This is a genomic window from Streptomyces sp. AC550_RSS872 (assembly GCF_019049285.1).
GTDB lineage: Bacteria > Actinomycetota > Actinomycetes > Streptomycetales > Streptomycetaceae > Streptomyces.
In genome coordinates this window covers 67,350-83,318 of record NZ_JAGMUL010000140.1, presented here as the reverse complement: position 1 = coordinate 83,318, position 15,969 = coordinate 67,350, and the positions used below count along the sequence as shown (strand labels likewise).

Here is a 15,969-nt window from a genome sequence, read left to right as displayed (position 1 = left end):
CAGCCTGCCGCCTGGGAGCCTTCAGCAGGTATGTCGAATATTCTGGGTGCTGCTTAAGCAATGCTTTAGGCACGGGCTTCACGAGACCCGCCCGGCCCTGTGCTCGAAGGGACCTGCCATGTACGACCCGACCCGCCTCGCCGCCCTGGTGGCGGTGGCCGAGGCGGGTTCGATCACCCGGGCCGCCGAGCGGCTCGGCTACACCACGCCGGCGCTCTCGCAGCAGCTGGCCAAGCTGGAGCGCGAGGCGGGCACCGCCCTTCTGGTACGGCACCACCGCGGGGCCCGGCTGACGGGTGCGGGCGAGCTGCTGGTGGTCCGGGCGCGGCGGGTGCTCGACGAGCTGGAGCGGGCCCGGCATGAACTGGCCCGGCTGACCGGCCTGACCGGCGGCACGCTCCGGCTCGGCACCTTCCAGACGGCGGGCATCCATCTGCTGCCCCCGGCTCTCAGCGCCTTTCGCCGGGCCCATCCGGACGTGGAGCTGACGGTCGCCGACTACGAACCGTCCTCGGGTGTAGCCGCGGTGGCGGCGGGCGAAGTCGATGTGGCCCTGACTCACGCCTACGAACCGGGAGACCCGCCCCCGGTCCCCTCCTCGGTCACCATCGAGCCGATCCTCGTCGAGGAACTCGTCCTGGTGTCCGCTCCGGGCCACGTCCTCACCAGCGGCGCGACGCGACTGCCCTTGACCGAACTCGCGGGCCAACCCCTGATCAGCATGGCCCCGGACGCTCCGGCCCGCCGGGGTGTCGAGGCGGCCCTGACCAGAGCGGGGGCCACGCCTTCGGTGCTCGTCCCGACGCCGGGCTACCTACTGGTCTGCGCGCTGGCCAGCGCGGGGCTCGGGGTCGCGGTCGTACCGGAGATGGTGGCGCGGACGTCGGTGACTCCGGTGGGGGTACGGGCGCTGGAGGGCGGGCAGCTGCGCCGTACGATCTCGGTCGCCTTCCGCAGCGAGGAGACAGCGCCTGCGGCGGATGCCTTCCGAGCGCTACTGCGGGGCACTTTCAGCCGAGGCCAGCAGTCCTGACCCAAGCGGCGCGGGGCTGTGTCGACATGCGGCTCCGCCGCGTGGGCGCGACCAACCACGACGAACCCGCAGACGCCGGACAGCCGTTCGCGGCACCCCCCGGCGCGCTACGGCTCAGGCGCCGCAGGCACAGGCACAGTCCACGGCAGTTCAATGGAAACCGTCTTCCCACCCTCCCGCGTCGGCCGCACTCTGAGCTTGCCGCCGCACTCAGCGGTCAGCCAGCGGATGATGACCATGCCGCGGCCGTTGTCCTGCTGGACGGCGGCCGGCAGCCGCTTGGGGAAGCGGGGGTGGCTGTCGGTGACGCCGATGCGCAGGTGTTCGTCACGGTCGAGCGCGAGGTCCACCGTGAAGGTGGGTGACTGACCGAGGGTGTGCTGTACGGCGTTGGTGGTGAGTTCGGAGACGATCAGGCGGATGGTGTCGGCCACCTCCGTGTCCGGTGGCAGTCCCCACTCGGCGAGAGTGGTGAGCACGTAGGCCCGGGCCGCGGAGACCGAGGCGGGATCGCTCGGCAGAGTGACGGATGCTTCCAGATGGTCTGCCATGGCGACGTCGTCCCTTTCCCACGGGACCGCAGTCCGACACGGAGCGGAGGGTTCGAGTACGGTCCCGGACTGGTGCTTCGTCGCCAGACTGCCATTACCGCGCCCGTCAGGAGTGGCGATCCACCAAGATGTGCATATATCTGTCGCTCGAAGCGGTGAACTCTGCGACGGCAGAGCGTATTTGGGCGGCTCGGTTGGAGTAAGGAGTTGCCCATGCAGCACGGTCCCGCGGTGCGCCGCCGAAAACTGGGCGCGGAACTGCGTGCGTTGCGCACCGGGGCGGGGCTCACCAGTGGTGAGGCGGCCCGGCTGGTGGGCTGGCACCAGTCGAAGGTGAGCCGGATCGAGACCGGCGCCAGCGGGGTGAAACCGGCCGATGTGCGGTTACTGCTCGACGTCTACGGCGTACAGGACGCCCGGCTACGGGAGTTGCTGCTGGTGCTGGCGGGCTCCGACGGGGGTGGCGGCGGTCATCACTGGTGGCACGCGTACCGCGGGGTGCTGCCGCCGACGTACCGCGACTTCATCAGCCTGGAGTCCCAGGCGAGCGCGATGCGCACGCTGGAGACCTCCGTGGTGCCCGGGCTGTTGCAGACACCCGAGTACGCGCGGGCGGTGACCCGGGCCGCGGTGGGAGGCCTCGACGACGACGCGGACGAACGTCTGGAGGCGCTGGTCGCGGTCCGGCTGGCCAGGCAGGACGTGCTGCGCGCGGATCCGCCGATGGAACTGAGCGCGGTGCTCGACGAGGCGGTGCTGCGCCGGGAGATCGGCGGGCCGGAGGTCATGGCGCGGCAGTTGGGGCGGCTGGTGGAGGCGGCGCGTCTGCCCCAAGTCCGGTTGCAGGTACTGCCGTTCGCGGCCGGTGAGCATGTCGGCATCACCGGGCCTTTCGTTATCTTCTCATTTTCGCGCACTTCTGATCTGGATGTGGTTGTTCTCGACCACTTGACGAGTAGCCTCTATCTCGAACGGAAAGAAGACCTCCAGGCCTACACGGAGGCCTTCAACTCCCTTCGGATCCACGCCCTTTCGCCCGAGGAATCGTTGGATTACATCGCCGCGCTGGCTGGCGGCGTGTAAGGAGGCACCATGACCGCACCGCCTCGGAACGTGACTTCTACCGATCTGCTCGGTGCGCGGTGGCTGCGCAGCAGCTACAGCACGGGAGCGAACAACTGCGTCGAGACGGCGCGGCAGCACTCCGGCCCATGGACCGGACTACTCGCCGTGCGCGACTCCAAGGACCCGGCCGGACCCGCGCTGCTCTTCTCCCCCGAGAGCTGGACGGGCTTCACGACCGCGTTCCAGTCCTGACCGCACCGATCAACTCCGACCGGTTCTGATCGATTACCTTCTGATCGATCCCACTCTGACCAGTCCCGACTGCTGCGACGGCAGGGCCGTGTCACGCCGACTCATGGTCGTGTCTCGCCGATCACCCGTACAGCGCGTGCGATCTGCCCCTCGGAGAGGTCCGCGCGGGCGGTCAGCCTCAGCCGCGAGACGCCGTCGGGAACGGAGGGAGGACGGAAGCAGCCCACGGCGAGGCCCGCCGCACGGCACTCGGCCGCCCAGAGCACGGCCTCTTCGGGGGACGGCGCGCGCACGGAGACGACCGCGGCGTCCGGACGTACGGCCTCCAGGCCCGCGGCCGTCAGACGGGTGTGCAGTTCGCTCGCCACCGTGCGGGCCCGCGCCGCGCGCTCCGGCTCGCGGCGCAGCAGCCTCAGTGCCGCCAGGGCAGCGCCCGCCGCCGCGGGGGCGAGGCCCGTGTCGAAGATGAACGTCCGGGCCGCGTTGACCAGGTGGTCGATGACCCGGGCGGGGCCGAGGACGGCGCCGCCCTGGCTGCCGAACGACTTGGACAGCGTGACCGTGACGACGACATCGGCGGCGCCCGCGAGCCCCGCGGCGTGCGGGGCGCCGCGGCCGCCGTCGCCCAGCACGCCGAGGCCGTGGGCGTCGTCGACGACCAGCCCGGCACCGTGTTCCCGGCACGCCTCGGCGAACCGGGCCAGCGGGGCCGCGTCGCCGTCGACCGAGAAGACGGTGTCGGTCACGACGACGGCAGGCCCGTCGTGCGTCTGGAGCGCCTTGCGCACGGCGTCCGGTTCGGAGTGCGCGACCACCTGTGTCGTGCCCCGGGCCAGCCGGCAGCCGTCGATCAGCGAGGCGTGGTTGCCCGCGTCCGAGACGATCAGCGAGCCGTGCGGTGCCAGCGCGGTGACCGCGGCGAGGTTGGCCGCGTAGCCCGACGAGAAGACCAGGGCCGCCTCGAAGCCGCAGAAGTCGGCCAGCTCGCGCTCCAGCTCGGCGTGCAGCTCGGTCGAGCCCGTGACGAGCCGTGAACCGGTCGCACCCCCGCCCCACGTCCGCGCCGCCCGCGCCGCGCCCTCGGTGACCTCGGGATGGCGGGCCAGACCCAGGTAGTCGTTGCTCGCGAGATCCAGGAGCGGCGAGTCGGCGGGGCGCGGGCGCAGGGTCCGTACGAGTCCGGCGCGGCGGCGCAGCTCCGCCTGCTCGTCGATCCAGCCGAACGCCATGGCTCCTCCGGGCTTTTGTAGGCAGTGCACAGACACTAGTCGCAGGGTCGACGGCCCACGGTGTGGCAATACCCACACATCGAAGTGACAGGGTTGTCCGAAGTCTCCTTGGCTCGGAGGCCCTCCGTGCGTAAGGATCAGCTCCCATGGACCTGCTGAACACGCTGGTGGACAAGGGGCTTCGGCGCGAGCTGCCGACCCGCGAGGAAGCCTTGGCCGTCCTCGCCACTTCCGACGACGACCTGCTGGATGTGGTGGCCGCGGCCGGGAAGGTGCGCCGGCACTGGTTCGGCCGACGGGTGAAACTCAACTACCTCGTCAACCTGAAGTCCGGGCTGTGCCCCGAGGACTGCTCCTACTGTTCCCAGCGCCTCGGCTCGACCACCGGCATCCTGAAGTACACCTGGCTCAAGCCCGACGAGGCCTCCCAGGCCGCGGCCGCCGGTTTGGCGGGTGGCGCCAAGCGGGTCTGTCTGGTGGCGTCCGGGCGCGGCCCGACCGACCGTGACGTCGACCGGGTCGCGGGCACCATCAAGGCGATCAAGGAGCAGAACGAGGGCGTCGAGGTGTGCGCCTGCCTCGGCCTGCTCTCCGACGGCCAGGCGGAGCGGCTGCGCGAGGCCGGCGCCGACGCCTACAACCACAACCTCAACACCTCCGAGGCCACCTACGGCGAGATCACCAGCACCCACACCTACGCCGACCGCGTCGACACCGTGAACAAGGCACACGCGGCCGGTCTGTCCGCCTGCTCCGGCCTGATCGCGGGCATGGGCGAGAGCGACGAGGACCTGGTCGACGTCGTGTACTCGCTGCGCGACCTGGACCCGGACTCGGTGCCGGTCAACTTCCTGATCCCGGTCGAGGGCACCCCGCTGGCCAAGGAGTGGAACCTCACCCCGCAGCGCTGCCTGCGCATCCTGGCGATGGTCCGCTTCGTCTGCCCGGACGTCGAGGTCCGCATCGCGGGTGGCCGCGAGGTCCACCTGCGGACGATGCAGCCCCTCGCCCTGCACCTGGCCAACTCGATCTTCCTCGGCGACTACCTGACCACCGAGGGCCAGGCCGGCAAGGCCGACCTGGAGATGATCGCGGACGCCGGGTTCGAGGTGGAGGGCGCCGACCAGGTGACGCTGCCGGAGCACCGGGCGGCGGCCGGGAGCGGGTGCGGCTCGCACGTGAGCGCGGGCTGCGGGTCCCAGGAGGGTGCCGGGTGCGGTGGGCACGACGGCGCCGGGTGCGGATCTCACGAGGGGGCCGGTGTGTGCGGTACGGCCGCGGCGGCTGCGGCGCCGGTCGTCACCGAGCCGCGCACCGACCTGGTCGCCGTACGCCGCCGGGGCGCCGGTACGGACCTCGCGCCCAATGCCTGACCCGCGCACCGGACCCGAGCTGACCGTGCCCGAGCTGCTGGAGCTCGACCGGCGGCACGTCTGGCATCCGTACAGCCCCATGCCGGGCCGTGTCGAACCGCTTGTCGTGGAGTCGGCGAGCGGGGTGCGTCTCACCTTGGCGGACGGCTCGGGTGAGCTGGTCGACGGCATGTCGTCCTGGTGGTCGGCGATCCACGGCTACAACCACCCGGTGCTCAACGAGGCGGCGCACGAGCAGCTGGCGCGCATGAGCCACGTCATGTTCGGCGGGCTCACGCACGAGCCCGCCGTACGGCTGGCGAAGCTCCTTGTCGACATGTCGCCCGATGGTCTGGAGCATGTGTTCCTCGCGGACTCCGGGTCGGTGTCGGTCGAGGTCGCGGTCAAGATGTGCCTTCAGTACTGGCGTTCGCTGGGCCGCCCCGGCAAGCAGCGGCTGCTGACCTGGCGCGGCGGCTACCACGGCGACACCTGGCAGCCGATGTCGGTGTGCGACCCCGAGGGCGGGATGCACGAGCTGTGGACCGGCGTCCTCCAGCGCCAGGTGTTCGCTGACCCGCCACCGGTGGAGTACGACGAGGCGTACGCCGACCGGCTGCGGTCGCTGATCGAGCGGCACGCCGACGAACTGGCGGCGGTGATCGTCGAACCGGTCGTGCAGGGCGCGGGCGGCATGCGGTTCCACTCCCCCGCGTATCTGCGGGTGCTGCGCGAGGCGTGCGACGCGCACGACGTGCTGCTCGTCCTCGACGAGATCGCGACCGGGTTCGGGCGTACGGGCGCGCTGTTCGCGGCGGAGCATGCGGCGGTGACGCCGGATGTGATGTGTGTGGGCAAGGCGCTGACCGGCGGATACATGACGATGGCGGCCACGCTGTGCACCTCGCGCGTGGCCGAGGGGATCTCGCGGGGCGAGGTGCCGGTGCTGGCGCACGGCCCGACCTTCATGGGCAATCCGCTGGCGGCCGCCGTCGCCTGCGCCTCGATCGAGCTGCTGCTCGGCCAGGACTGGGTGGCCGAGGTCAAGCGGATCGAGGCGGGGCTGCGGGAGGGACTGGCCTCGGCTCTGGACATTCCGGGCGTGAAGGACGTACGGGTCCTGGGCGCGATCGGGGTCGTCCAGTTGGACCACGCCGTGGACATGCGGGCGGCGACGGCAGCGGCCGTGCGCGAGGGCGTGTGGCTGCGCCCGTTCCGCGACCTCGTCTACACGATGCCGCCGTACGTCACGGGCGACGCGGACGTCGCACGGATCGCCCGCGCGGTGTGCGCGGCTGCGCGAGAGGGCTGACATGCCGGTACTGGTGATCACGGGCACGGGCACGGAGGTCGGCAAGACGGTCACGACCGCCGCTGTCGCGGCGGCGGCGGTGACGGCGGGCCGGTCGGTGGCGGTCCTGAAGGCGGCGCAGACGGGCGTACGGCCGGACGAGCGCGGGGACGCGCAGGAGGTCGCACGCCTCGCCGGCGCCGTGACGACCGCGGAAGTCGCCCGCTACCCCGAGCCGTTGGCCCCGGCGACGGCCGCGCGACGGGCCGGTCTCGCCCCGGTGCGGCCGCACGAGATCGCCGAGGCCGCCGCCAAGCTGGCCACCGAGCACGAGCTGGTGCTGGTGGAGGGGGCGGGCGGGCTGCTGGTCCGCTTCGACGACGCGGGCGGCACCCTGGCCGACGCGGCCGAGCTGATGGCGGCGCCGGTCCTGGTGGTGGCGTCGGCGGGCCTGGGCACACTGAACACGACGGAGCTGACGGCACGCGAACTGCGCCGTCGACGGCTGGACTTGCTCGGCGTCGTGATCGGCAGCTGGCCCGAGGCACCGGATCTGGCGTCGCGTTGCAATGTCGCGGACCTGCCGGACGTGGCGGCGGCGCCGCTGCTGGGCGCGGTGCCGGCGGGTGCGGGAGCGCTGGCGCCCGCCGACTTCCGCGCCGGGGCGCCGGGTTGGCTGGCGCCACGGTTGTTCGGGACGTGGGACGCGGACGGGTTCCGGGGGCGGGAAACGCCCTGACGAGGTATCCGTGCGACGACGTGCCGGAAGACGACGAGCCGGACAACTGGTTCGAAGGTCGGATGACGCGTGAGATCTGGGCCTGCCCGCGGAGCCTTGCCGGGTTCGCCCGCGACTTCGCCTAGGCCCTGTCGTTTGGATCAGCCCGGCTGTGAGGCGCGGCTCCTTTCAGCCGACCCGAGCGGGGCCTGGTGCGTGCAGCTGCAAGGCGGAGGAGGGCGCCAACGCGGAGCGTTGGCAACCGACGACAACGCCGCAGATGCACGCACCAGGCCCCGCTCGGGTCGGGGTGATCCAAACGACAGGGCCTAGGTCTCGACGGCGTCGGTCTCGGCGACGATCCGTACCAGTTCGATGCGGGAGCGGATCCCGAGGCGGGTGAACACGCCGCGCAGGTGGTGGTCGATGGTGCGGGGACTGAGGGCCAGGCGGGCGGCGATCTCGCGGTTGGTGGCGCCCTCGGCGGCCATCCGGGCGACCAGGAGTTGCTGGGCCGTGAGGCGATGGGCGGTCGGGGTGTCGGAGCCGCTGCGCGCCGGGGTACCGAGGGCGCGGAGCTCGGTCCGGGCCTGGTCCGCGCAGTGCGGGGCGCCGAAGGATTCGAACGCCTCCAGGGCGCTGTGCAGCCGGTCGCGTGCCTCCGTACGGCGGCGCAGCCGACGCAGGGCACTGCCGAACAACAGCTCCGTGCGGGCGCGTTCGAAGTCACGGGTGCCGTGGGAGTGCAGGCCGAGGGCGGTGCGGTAGTGGTCCACGGCTTCCGCGCCGGGGGCGAGCAGGGCATGGCAGCGGGCGCTGAGGGCGAGGTCGTCGGGACTGCGCACGGTGCTCGCCCAACGGTCGTAGTCGGCGTGCGCGACGCGGGCGACCCGGGTGTCACCGGTGCGGACGGCCGCCTCGACGTAGTGCGGGGTGGCCAGGTGGCGGATGGCCCGGTGGCCGTGTCCGGGGCCGAATCCGGCGAGGGCACGCAGCCGGGCCGCCGCGGCGGCGAAGCGGCCACTGCCCAGGTCGAGGAAGGCGAGCGCCCACTGGGCGAGCGCCGCGGGCAGACCAAGGCCGTGGGCAAGGGCGTACGACCGTGCGGTCGCGGCGCGTTCACGGCAGAGGTCCGCGTCACCGGTCAGCGCCGCGAACATCGCGAGGGCGGCCTGAAGATGACAGGCGCCGTTGTCCTGACCGGTGGCGTGGGCCTGCCAGAGCCCGTCCACCGCGGCGGCCTCGCCGGCCCGCGGGCGTCCCGTCCAGAAGTCGGCGTACGCCCGGAACTCCATCGCCTGCGCCACGGCCACCGGGGTGCCCCGTGCCCGCGCGGAGGCAGCGGCACGGACGGTCGCGGTGGCGGCGCGGGTGTGGTCGCCGAGGAGCAGGGCGGCGATTGCGGCGTGGACCAGGACGGTCGGATCACCGCCCGGCCCGCACTGCCCGGCCGCTGCCCTCAGCAGGTCCCGCGCGTCCTCGTAGCGCCCGTCGAACGCGGCGACCAGCCCGCCGAGCGTGCCGGGCGGCACGGCCCCGAGCCGGTCGGCGACCCGCGCGGCCTCACGCAGGCGGCGTACGTCTCCGGTGTAGATGGCGGCCTCGGTGGCGCGGGCGAGGAGGTGTTCGGTACCGAGGAGGTGTTCGGTGCCGGCGTCCACCGTCCGCGAGGCCACGCCCCGCGCAACGACCCCCACCCGCACCACTCCCGTCAGCAACGCGTCGAACGCCTCCGACGCGTTCCCCGCCCGGAGGGCGAGCACCCCCGTCAGAGCGTCGTCGGTGCCCGCGGCGGCCAGCCGGCGGGCTCGGTCGCCGTCGCCCGACTGCCAGGCGTAAGCGGCGGCGCGGGCGACCAGGCGGGCCCGCTCGGGCGGCTCGGGGCAGAGTACGGCGGCGCGCTCCGCCAGGGGCCGGGCCAGGGGGAGCCGCCCCGCGGTGGCCGCCTTGTGCGCGGCGGCGCCGAGTTCCGCCGCCAGCCGGGCGCTGGGCCCGGGCGCCCCCGCGCCCCGGTGCCAGGAACGCCACGGTGTCTCCCCCGCGCCGCCCAGCACACGGGCCAGCAGGCGGTGGACGTCGCGGCGGTCGGCCGGGGAGCCGGTCTCGTAGGCCGCGATGCGGGTCCACGCGTCGCGGAACACGACCCCGCCCGCGCCCGCGTGCGCGATCCCGGCCGCCTCTGCGGCGTCCAGGGAGCGGGTGTCGAGGCGGGCGGCCATGACGGCGCGCAGGAAGGCGTCCGTGGCGACCGGATACTGATCGGCCGCCGCGAGCAGCAGCAACAGGCGCGTGTCGTCCGGCAACGCCCTGATCTCCGCCCGGCGTTCGCGCAGCAGCAGTGGGGCCAGTCGGGCGGGTTCCGTCGGGAGCGGGTCGAGGCCCGTCGCCTGACGGCCGGTCAGGAGCGGGACCAGCTCGACGGCGGCGCGCGGGTCGCCGTACACCGCACGGAGCACCCGGACGCGGACGGCTTCGGGGAGCGTGGCGGCCAGTTGTCGCCACGCTTCCGTGAGCTGCGGTGGCGAAGTGCGGTCAAGAGGCGGGGGGTTCACCGGAGTCACCACACACATGACGTTACTGGCGGGTTAATTGAACCGTAAAGACCGGCGATTTCGCCGATGCGGCGCGCGTAGACCCGGCTCGACACTCCTGACAACCCCACACGTTTCAGGAGGCATCATGCAGCGCCGCACGCGTCGCATGGCCACGGCCCTCACGGCCCTGGCCTCATCGCTCCTTCTGTCACTCACCCTCTCCCCCACACCCGCGCACGCCGCGGCCCACGACCCCGTCGTCTTCGTGCACGGCCTGAGCAGCTCGGCGAGCAGCTGGGACGACTGGGCCGGCTACTTCGAGGCCGACGGATACACCTCCGCCGAGCTGGACGCCTGGTCGTACGACTGGGCCCGGTCGAACGCCACCACCGCCCAGCAGCTCGCGACCGAGATCAGAAACGTGCTCGCCCGGACCGGCGCCTCGAAGGTCGACCTGGTCGTCCACTCCATGGGCACGCTCAGCGCCCGCTACTACCTCAAGAACCTGGGCGGGACGTCGTACGTCGACGACTTCGTCTCCACGGCCGGCGTGAACCATGGCACGTCCACCGCCTCCTGGTGTGCGTGGCTGTACACCTCCTGCGCGGAGATGAACACCGGCAGCTCGTTCCTGTCCGCCCTGAACTCCGGGGACGAGACCCCGGGCGGCGTGTCGTACGCCAGCTACTGGTCGAACTGCGACGACGCGCTCACCCCTGACACCACCGCGATCCTGAGCGGCGCCACGAACGTCGAGGTCGGCTGCGTCTCGCACACCGACATGAACAATGATCACGGCGTGTACGAGCAGGTCCGGGACTTCATCGGCTGACCTGCCCCGACCTGACCGGAAAGGGACGGAACGACCAGGAAAGACGGCCACCGCGGCGGCGGGGGGTGCGTCGGCCCCGTACGGGGGACAATCAGGGTGAGCCCCGTCCCACCCGGGAGGTCCCCATGGCCGTACGGTCCGCCGGCTCCGGCAAGGTGTCACGGGGTTCCGTGCACCACCCGCTGTTCGCCCGTTTCTACGCCCGGATCAGCGTCAACGCGGAGACGCGGATGGGCATGGGCGACATCCGTGACCGGCTGCTGGCCGGGCTGTCGGGCCGGGTGATCGAGATCGGCGCCGGCAACGGTCTGAACTTCGCCCACTATCCGAGTGCGGTCTCGGAGGTCGTCGCCATCGAACCGGAGCCCCTGCTACGGAAGTTGGCGGTGGAGTCCGCGCTGCGCGCCGAGGTTCCGGTGGACGTCGTCCCGGGCGCGGCGGAGGCGCTGCCGGTCAAGAGCGAGGCGTTCGACGCGGTGGTGCTCTCGCTGGTGCTGTGCAGTGTGCGGGACGTGCCGCGGGCGCTCGGTGAGGTGCGGCGGGTGCTGCGGCCCGGCGGTGCGGTGCGGTTCTTCGAGCACGGCCGGGGCGGCGGACGCGCGATGCTCCTCACCCAGCGCGCGCTGGACCGGACGGTGTGGCCGCTGGTGAGCGGCGGCTGCCATGTCTCCCGCGATCCGGTCGCGGCGCTGCGCGAGGCGGGGTTCCAACTGGGCCCGTGCCGGCAGGTGATGATGCCGGAGAACGGGCCGGTGCTCCCCTCGTCGTACTGCGTGCTGGGCACGGCGTGGCGGCCGACGGAGGAGCGGTCCGGCTGATCACGGACTTTCGTTTCACAGACTCCACTGGCGCAGTTCGCGGGCGATGTCCTCGACCGAGGCCTCACCGCTCTTGACCAGGCGTGCCAGGTCGCGCACCTGCTCGGGTGAGGTGACGACCTTGAGGCCGCTGGCGACCAGGTAGGCGTAGGCCACCGCGGAGGCGAACAGCGCGTTGGAGCGCTCCAGGGCCGGGACGTGGATGAGGAGTTGGAGCAGGGCTGCGGCGCGGGCCTGCGGACTGTCGTAGACGGGGATGTCGAATATCTCCGCCCGGTGGCGGGCGACGGCGGCGACGAGGGCTCCCCAGTCGGTGACCTGGGGGTCCCCCGGGGTCCTCTTCTCGGCGAGCATGAGCAGCCAGGCAAGGTCGATGTTCAGATTGCTCAACGGATCAGCGACGACCTTCGTGCTCCGCGCCGAACTCCTCGGCGAAGACGGACTCGTACTGCTTCATGAAGTCGGCGGCGGCGTCCACGAAAGTGTGCCCGACCTCTCCGGTGTCCTTTCTGACCAGCTCCTCGATGTAGCGGTTGACGCTCATACCGCGAGCCAGGGCACGTTCGCGTGCCGCGCGGGCCGTGCCCTCGTCCACTCTCACGTTCAGCTGGGTCTTCGCCATACCTCAAAGCTAGCGCTCGGGTGCTAGCAGCGGCAAGGAGTCACCCCGGAGGCGGAGCGTGCCCCTTACATCGATATCAGGGGCCCGACCTGGGGTGGAGACCGACCGGGACCTTGGGCGGATACCGAGTGTGTGGTGGATCACATTACGCTCGGCGGTGACGGTGAGTCGTTCCGTCCCTGAGGAGGCGGTCTTGTCCACAGCAGCTGCCCAGTACGCCCCGGACCCCGCGTCGGCAGACGGGATCGCGGCCCGCGCCCGCGGCCTCACCAAGGCGTACGGCTCGGGAGAGACGACGGTGCTCGCCCTCGACTCCGTGGACGTGGACATCGCGCGTGGCCGCTTCACGGCGGTCATGGGGCCGTCGGGTTCCGGGAAGTCCACGCTGATGCATTGTCTGGCGGGGCTCGACAACGTCTCGGCGGGGCAGGTATGGCTCGGCGGCACCGAGATCACCGGGCTGAAGGAGCGCGAGCTGACCCGGCTGCGGCGGGACCGGATCGGGTTCATGTTCCAGTCGTTCAACCTCATCCCGACCCTGAACGCGGCCGAGAACATCACGCTGCCCATGGACATCGCGGGCAAGAAGCCTGACGAGAAGTGGCTGGACCAGGTCATCGACACGCTGGGGCTGCGGGACCGGCTGGGGCACCGGCCGTCCCAGCTGTCCGGCGGGCAGCAGCAGCGCGTCGCCTGCGCCCGTGCGCTCGCCTCCAGGCCGGAGCTGATCTTCGCGGACGAACCCACCGGCAATCTGGACTCGCGGGCCGGGCTGGAGGTGCTCGGGTTCCTGCGGGAGGCCGTCGACCAGCTGGGGCAGACCGTCGTCATGGTCACCCATGACCCGGGCGCCGCCGCCCACTCCGACCTGGTGCTGTTCCTGGGCGACGGGCGGATCGTCGACGAGATGGAGCGGCCGACCGCGGAGGCCGTACTGGAGCGTATGAAGCGATTCGATGTGATCCGCGGCCAGGACGCGGTCCGCGACCGGCTCGACGACGGCGGGCCCACGGCATCCGAGGAGCGCTGACCCCGTGCTCAAGGCGACGCTTCGCAGCTTCCTCGCCCACAAAGGGCGGTTGCTGCTCTCCGCGCTGGCGGTGATCCTGTCCGTGGCGTTCGTCGCGGGCAGTCTGATCTTCTCGGACACCGTCAGCCGCACCTTCGACCGGCTCTTCGCCTCGACCGCGGCCGACGTCACCGTCACGCCGAAGGAGACCCTCGACGAGACCGTGCCCTCGGGACAGACACTGATGCTGCCGGCCTCGCTCGCCGACCGCCTGGCCCGGGTCGACGGGGTCGCGGCGGCACGCGCTGAAGTGGACGTGCAGGGACTCACCGTCGCCGACGAGGACCGGGAGTCGGTGGGCCCGACCACGGGCGCCCCGACGATCGGCACCGCCTGGAACCCGACCGAGCGCAGCCCCGTGGAGCTCACCTCCGGGCACGCCCCGAAGGGCGACGGGCAGGTGCTGATCGACGCGGACACCGCCGACGGCAAGGACGTACGGATCGGCGACCGGCTCACGGTCATCGGGCAGGAGGGCTCCTTCCCGGTCGAGGTCGTCGGCATCGTCACCTTCACGACCACCAACCCCGGTGCCGCGCTTGTCTTCTTCGACACCGAGGCGGCGCAGACGAAGCTGCTGGGCGACCCGAAGGCGGCCACCTCCATCTCACTCGACGCTGCCGAGGGCGTCAGCGACGCGGAGCTCAAGCGGCGCGTGGGCGATGCCCTCGGCCCCGACGCGGGCGCCGACACCGGCAGGTACGAGCTGCGCACCGCCGACGAGCAGGCCGAGTCGGACGTCGAACAGCTCGGCGGATTCCTCGACATCATCAAATATGTGATGCTCGGCTTCGCCGGGATCGCCGTACTCGTCGGTGTCTTCCTGATCGTCAACACCTTCTCGATGCTGATCGCCCAGCGCACCCGCGAGCTGGGCCTGTTGCGGGCGCTCGGCGCGGACCGGCGTCAGGTGCGGCGCTCGGTCCTCACCGAGGCGCTGCTGCTCGGCCTGGTCGGCTCGACGGCAGGCCTCGCGGCCGGCATCGGGCTGGCCGTCGGACTCATCGAGCTGATGGGTCTGTTGGGCATGAACATCAGGGCGACCGAGATGGTCATCGGCTGGGGGACGCCGGTGACCGCGTACGTGGTCGGCCTGGGCGTCACCTTCGTCGCGGCGTACCTCCCGGCCCGGCGTGCGGCGGGCGTCTCGCCGATGGCGGCTCTGTCGGACGCCGAGATCGCCGACATCGGACGGCCGCTGCGGCTGCGCGCGGTCGTCGGCTCGGTGGTGGGGGCGGCCGGTGCGGCTGCGCTCGTGGGCTGTGCCATGGCGTCGAGGACATCGACGTCGGCGTCCCTGCTGGGCCTCGGCGTCATCCTGACCCTCGTCGCGACCGTGATCGCGGGACCGCTCCTCGTACGGCCCGTGATCCGGGTCCTCGGCGGGGCCTTCCCCGCGCTGTTCGGCTCGGTCGGCCGGATGAGCCAGCGCAACGCCCTGCGCAATCCGCGCCGCACCGGAGCGACGGCCGCCGCCCTGATGGTGGGGCTCGCGCTGGTCGGCGGGATGTCGGTGGCCAGCGCCTCGATGACCAAGTCGTTCGACGAGCAGATCGACAAGACGCTGGGCGCCGACTTCGTCGTACAGAACAGCAACTTCGTCCCCTTCCCCCGAGAGATCACCGACCGGATCCGCGACACCGAGGGCGTGGGGCTGGTGGTGCGCTCGCAGTTCACGACGATCGCCGTGCACCTCCCGGACGGCGAGCGCGTGAAGACGACCGCCGCGGCCTACGAACCCGAGCTCGACGAGGTCGCCAACATCACCTACGCGCAGGGCGACAGCGCGGCAGCGCTCGCGGACGGGCGCCTCGCCATGGACAAGGACTTCGCCGAGGACCACGGCGCAAGCGTCGGCAGCACCGTCCCCGTCGAGTTCCAGGGCGGCCGGCGGGCCGAGCTGGCGGTGGGCGCCCTCACCGACCAGGAGTCAGCCGACGGGTTCGGCAGCCAGGGCGGGATCTACTTCGGCCTGGGCACGCTGGAGAAGTACGCGCCGGGCGGGCAGGACGCGGCCGTGTACGTCAACGCCGCCTCCGGCACGAGCGCGGACGACCTGCGGGCCGGCCTGGAGAAGACGCTCGACCCGTATCCGCAGGTGCAGGTCCGGGACATCGCCGACTACAAGGAACTCGTGCACAACCAGATCGCCGTGCTGCTCTACCTCGTCTACGCGCTGCTCGGCCTCGCGATCATCATCGCGGTGCTCGGGGTGGTGAACACCCTGGCCCTGTCGGTCGTCGAGCGCACCCGGGAGATCGGTCTGCTCAGGGCCATCGGGCTGGCCCGGCGGCAGCTGCGCCGGATGATCCGGCTGGAGTCGGTGGTGATCGCCGTGTTCGGCGCGGTCCTGGGACTCGCGCTGGGTCTGGTGTGGGGTGTGTGCACCCAGCAGGTACTGGCGTTGCAGGGCATGACGGCGCTGGCGATCCCCTGGGGCACGATCGTGGCGGTGGTGATCGGCTCGGCGGTGGTGGGTGTCGTGGCGGCGCTGCTGCCCGCGTTGCGTGCATCGCGCATGAATGTACTGGCGGCCATCGCGCACGAGTGATGGAATCGCGACAGGTACTCAAGTCCCTTGAAAGTGAGGAGAGTTCGTGTCG

15 protein-coding genes are annotated in these 15,969 nt (G+C 71.8%); 10 read left to right on the top strand and 5 right to left on the bottom strand.

Annotation, left to right across the window (positions count from 1 at the left end; all coding sequences use genetic code 11):
* Positions 1–118: 118 nt before the first annotated feature.
* Positions 119–1,033: a LysR family transcriptional regulator gene (locus KUM44_RS36530; protein ID WP_217214057.1), complete on the top strand. Its 915-nt coding sequence runs from the start codon at positions 119–121 to the stop codon at positions 1,031–1,033.
* A 107-nt stretch (positions 1,034–1,140) separates the two neighbouring features.
* On the opposite strand, the gene KUM44_RS36525 is transcribed toward KUM44_RS36530, so the two are convergent.
* Positions 1,141–1,584 carry an ATP-binding protein gene (locus KUM44_RS36525; protein WP_217214056.1) on the bottom strand — a complete coding sequence of 148 codons (444 nt, stop codon included), beginning with the start codon at positions 1,582–1,584 and terminating at the stop codon, positions 1,141–1,143.
* 213 nt (positions 1,585–1,797) lie between these two features.
* On the opposite strand from KUM44_RS36525, the gene KUM44_RS36520 reads away from it, so the two are divergent.
* Both KUM44_RS36520 and KUM44_RS36515 read left to right on the top strand, forming a co-directional pair.
* Complete coding sequence (locus tag KUM44_RS36520) at positions 1,798–2,667, top strand: helix-turn-helix transcriptional regulator (RefSeq protein WP_217214055.1); 870 nt, start codon at positions 1,798–1,800, stop codon at positions 2,665–2,667.
* Positions 2,668–2,676: 9 nt separating this feature from the next.
* Positions 2,677–2,901 (top strand): DUF397 domain-containing protein, encoded by a 225-nt coding sequence (locus KUM44_RS36515; protein WP_217214054.1) that lies wholly within the window; start codon positions 2,677–2,679, stop codon positions 2,899–2,901.
* Positions 2,902–3,002: 101 nt separating this feature from the next.
* Here the strand turns inward: KUM44_RS36515 and KUM44_RS36510 are convergent, their stop codons facing one another.
* Entirely contained in the window at positions 3,003–4,130 is a 1,128-nt protein-coding gene (locus tag KUM44_RS36510; RefSeq protein WP_217214053.1) for an 8-amino-7-oxononanoate synthase, read from the bottom strand.
* A gap of 146 nt (positions 4,131–4,276) precedes the next feature.
* Here KUM44_RS36510 and bioB point away from each other — a divergent pair, with 146 nt between their 5' ends.
* The 3 genes from bioB to bioD are packed head-to-tail and all read left to right on the top strand — an operon-like array spanning position 4,277 to position 7,512.
* A complete protein-coding gene (bioB, locus tag KUM44_RS36505) occupies positions 4,277–5,503 on the top strand; it encodes a biotin synthase BioB (protein ID WP_217214052.1) in 1,227 nt (408 codons plus the stop codon).
* Positions 5,496–6,794 carry an adenosylmethionine--8-amino-7-oxononanoate transaminase gene (locus KUM44_RS36500; protein WP_217214051.1) on the top strand — a complete coding sequence of 433 codons (1,299 nt, stop codon included), beginning with the start codon at positions 5,496–5,498 and terminating at the stop codon, positions 6,792–6,794. Before bioB ends, KUM44_RS36500 begins: the two co-directional genes overlap by 8 nt.
* 1 nt (position 6,795) lies before the next feature.
* Positions 6,796–7,512, top strand: coding sequence for a dethiobiotin synthase (bioD, locus tag KUM44_RS36495; protein ID WP_217214050.1), 717 nt, complete (start codon positions 6,796–6,798; stop codon positions 7,510–7,512).
* A 308-nt stretch (positions 7,513–7,820) separates the two neighbouring features.
* Here the strand turns inward: bioD and KUM44_RS36490 are convergent, their stop codons facing one another.
* Positions 7,821–10,061, bottom strand: coding sequence for a helix-turn-helix transcriptional regulator (locus KUM44_RS36490; RefSeq protein ID WP_217214049.1), 2,241 nt, complete (start codon positions 10,059–10,061; stop codon positions 7,821–7,823).
* 109 nt (positions 10,062–10,170) lie between these two features.
* Between KUM44_RS36490 and KUM44_RS36485 the strand changes: the two genes are divergently transcribed.
* Together KUM44_RS36485 and KUM44_RS36480 are read left to right on the top strand one after the other, a co-directional pair.
* Positions 10,171–10,857 carry a triacylglycerol lipase gene (locus KUM44_RS36485; protein WP_217214048.1) on the top strand — a complete coding sequence of 229 codons (687 nt, stop codon included), beginning with the start codon at positions 10,171–10,173 and terminating at the stop codon, positions 10,855–10,857.
* Positions 10,858–10,982: 125 nt separating this feature from the next.
* Positions 10,983–11,675 (top strand): class I SAM-dependent methyltransferase, encoded by a 693-nt coding sequence (locus KUM44_RS36480; RefSeq protein WP_217214047.1) that lies wholly within the window; start codon positions 10,983–10,985, stop codon positions 11,673–11,675.
* Between the two features lie 15 nt (positions 11,676–11,690).
* Here KUM44_RS36480 and KUM44_RS36475 read toward each other — a convergent pair whose 3' ends face one another.
* Positions 11,691–12,065 (bottom strand): fic family toxin-antitoxin system, toxin component, encoded by a 375-nt coding sequence (locus tag KUM44_RS36475; protein WP_217214046.1) that lies wholly within the window; start codon positions 12,063–12,065, stop codon positions 11,691–11,693.
* A gap of 4 nt (positions 12,066–12,069) precedes the next feature.
* On the bottom strand, positions 12,070–12,297 hold the full coding sequence (locus KUM44_RS36470; protein WP_030053911.1) for a hypothetical protein: 228 nt from the start codon (positions 12,295–12,297) through the stop codon (positions 12,070–12,072).
* 193 nt (positions 12,298–12,490) lie between these two features.
* Between KUM44_RS36470 and KUM44_RS36465 the strand changes: the two genes are divergently transcribed.
* Both KUM44_RS36465 and KUM44_RS36460 read left to right on the top strand, forming a co-directional pair.
* On the top strand, positions 12,491–13,327 hold the full coding sequence (locus KUM44_RS36465; protein ID WP_217214045.1) for an ABC transporter ATP-binding protein: 837 nt from the start codon (positions 12,491–12,493) through the stop codon (positions 13,325–13,327).
* 4 nt (positions 13,328–13,331) lie between these two features.
* Positions 13,332–15,917 (top strand): ABC transporter permease, encoded by a 2,586-nt coding sequence (locus KUM44_RS36460; RefSeq protein WP_217214044.1) that lies wholly within the window; start codon positions 13,332–13,334, stop codon positions 15,915–15,917.
* The last annotated feature ends 52 nt before the right edge of the window (positions 15,918–15,969 follow it).

Coding starts and splice junctions, on each gene's coding strand:
- KUM44_RS36510 (WP_217214053.1), bottom strand. CDS start 4,130: ATGGCGTTCGGCTGGATCGACGAGCAGGCGGAGCTGCGCCGCCGCGCC.
- KUM44_RS36470 (WP_030053911.1), bottom strand. CDS start 12,297: ATGGCGAAGACCCAGCTGAACGTGAGAGTGGACGAGGGCACGGCCCGC.
- KUM44_RS36515 (WP_217214054.1), top strand. CDS start 2,677: ATGACCGCACCGCCTCGGAACGTGACTTCTACCGATCTGCTCGGTGCG.
- KUM44_RS36480 (WP_217214047.1), top strand. CDS start 10,983: ATGGCCGTACGGTCCGCCGGCTCCGGCAAGGTGTCACGGGGTTCCGTG.
- bioD (WP_217214050.1), top strand. CDS start 6,796: ATGCCGGTACTGGTGATCACGGGCACGGGCACGGAGGTCGGCAAGACG.
- KUM44_RS36520 (WP_217214055.1), top strand. CDS start 1,798: ATGCAGCACGGTCCCGCGGTGCGCCGCCGAAAACTGGGCGCGGAACTG.
- KUM44_RS36490 (WP_217214049.1), bottom strand. CDS start 10,061: ATGTGTGTGGTGACTCCGGTGAACCCCCCGCCTCTTGACCGCACTTCG.
- KUM44_RS36525 (WP_217214056.1), bottom strand. CDS start 1,584: ATGGCAGACCATCTGGAAGCATCCGTCACTCTGCCGAGCGATCCCGCC.
- bioB (WP_217214052.1), top strand. CDS start 4,277: ATGGACCTGCTGAACACGCTGGTGGACAAGGGGCTTCGGCGCGAGCTG.
- KUM44_RS36500 (WP_217214051.1), top strand. CDS start 5,496: ATGCCTGACCCGCGCACCGGACCCGAGCTGACCGTGCCCGAGCTGCTG.
- KUM44_RS36530 (WP_217214057.1), top strand. CDS start 119: ATGTACGACCCGACCCGCCTCGCCGCCCTGGTGGCGGTGGCCGAGGCG.
- KUM44_RS36485 (WP_217214048.1), top strand. CDS start 10,171: ATGCAGCGCCGCACGCGTCGCATGGCCACGGCCCTCACGGCCCTGGCC.